2 protein-coding genes are annotated in these 2023 nt (G+C 34.6%); one reads left to right on the top strand and one right to left on the bottom strand.

All coding sequences use genetic code 11. From position 1 onward, the window contains the following. On the bottom strand, positions 1-1050 hold a 1050-nt coding region (mobV, locus tag ACIBJB_RS47445; RefSeq protein ID WP_398940388.1), incomplete at its 3' end, for a MobV family relaxase. Positions 1051-1432: 382 nt separating this feature from the next. Here mobV and ACIBJB_RS47440 point away from each other — a divergent pair. Further along, positions 1433-1885, top strand: coding sequence for a plasmid mobilization protein (locus ACIBJB_RS47440; RefSeq protein ID WP_050190806.1), 453 nt, complete (start codon positions 1433-1435; stop codon positions 1883-1885). Positions 1886-2023 lie beyond the last annotated feature (138 nt).

Below are 2023 nucleotides of genomic sequence, written 5' to 3'. Positions count from 1 at the left end.
ATCATTTCTTACCATGTCGTTCATCGCTTGATGACGTGCATTTAACATGTCTAAATGGTGTTCGAGTTGATTATTTTGTGTTGTTAAATGTTGATTGCGCTTGTCCAAATCTCGGTAATTCATTCTAAGGCCACTCAGAGACGCCTCATACGCTTTGATTTCTTTTTGGTACTTTTCCTCCTCTTTTTTAAAATCGTCCCTAGAAATCGTTCTCAGTTGCTTGTATAGGTCGATATCTTCTTGAGCCTGTTGAGAATCCTCTTGTAAAAAATGATTTTTCCGTTTTAAGTTTTGAATATCCCGAGTTAAATTTTCTTTTTCATCGTGTAAATCGTTGATATCCCTCAACAATTGTTTTTTCGTTTCAATTTGTTGGTCTAATTCACTTAAAACTTTCGCTTTCTTTTTATATTCATGAATATCTTGAATATACGTTTTATTATCATCGGTACTCCCACGTTCAACATCAAAACCTTGCTGACACAGATGTGTTGTTAATTCATCATGGATGTGATGAATGGCTTGTCGATTCATAGCTGTACGTGCTGATAACCGCCCTTGATGATTAACAGGTATAAAGTGAAGGTGCATATGAGGCGCTGATTCATCCATATGCACTTTCGCTGAAACGACATTGGCTTCACCAAAACGTTCACTGAAGTAATCTTTACATGTCTTAAAGTAGTGTTTTGTACGTGTTTCTCCCATACGGTCGGCCTCTTCTTTCGATAACGTAATGATATTGGAATACATCACCACACTATTTTTCTGTACACGTGACCCCTGTTCTTTATAATAATCGACTCTATCTTTCACACGATGATACAAATGACGTTCATCTTCAACTAAATCAAAGTTTAAGTTTGTCCGTTTCAAATCAATCTCATCGTTTTTGATTCTCCCTTTACGTTCTTGTTCCATCTCTTTGCCTTTAACATCGCTCATTTTATTTTTTTGCGTATTCCAAGCTAATTTCAAATTGAGCGCCCTCCCCGAAGCTTTTTGATTTGTCTGTGGTTCTCTACTTTTGAGAACCTTCGCAAATATCATTTTACAAGCGCTGTGATTGTCTACCTTCGACAATGCTTCGCTTATGTAAAATGATGGATACTCTCACCGCTACGCCTCAAACATGTGAGGCTGATTCCGCAATGAGAGTATAGCTCGATATACTCTCACATTCAAATGTAAGAGTTATCTTCGCTCTGGCGAGGCCATCACTACATTCAAAAATATATTTTTGAATTCCGTTCTATAGCTAACAAATGACATACGCATTATCAAACAAATATGTTTGAAAATCTGTATGCCAAATGTTAGCTCATACCACCTCGAATCATACATATTTATTAGCATACATATGTATGTTATATTAATATAAAGATAAGCACACATATGTATGCTTATCATATATTAATTATGAGGTGATTCAATGCCAAAAAAACAAAGTTCGAAAGAAAAAATCTTAACCGTTCGTGTCAGTCAAGCGCAATACAAAAAGATACAAGATTTAGCCTACATACGTAGTATGAATGTCACAGAATATATACGCCAAACAGCTGTGGGTAATCGGATTAAACCGACGGTGATTGAATATCCAAAAGAACAAACAACGATAGATGACTATAATTCTAATAATGATACGAATGATTGGCATGAAATCATTGAACAGCTGAAGAACGATAACGAGACACTCAAATCTAACAATCAAGAACTTCAGCAACATATTCATCAGCTGGAAGATGAGATAGACCCAATGAGACAAGAAAATGACGTTTTTCATCATTTGTTACAACATTTTGATAGTACAGCATTTATGAATTTCAATACATATCGTGATGATCGACCATTAAAAAATGCGATTAAACGATTGAAAGAACAATAAAAAAGCAAGCGACTATCAATTATCGTAGTCGCTTGCTTTTTTTACTTTGAATCATATTTTTCTTCAAAGAATTTATGTTTTAATAATTTAACTGTAATCGTTAATAGTGATAAAAATAGTGTTAATGTTGCTAATAAC

The organism is Streptomyces sp. NPDC050759 (assembly GCF_044456945.1).
Taxonomy (GTDB): Bacteria; Actinomycetota; Actinomycetes; order Streptomycetales; family Streptomycetaceae; genus Streptomyces.
The sequence above is the reverse complement of the archived record's forward strand: the minus strand, read 5'-3'. Positions and strand labels throughout refer to the sequence as shown.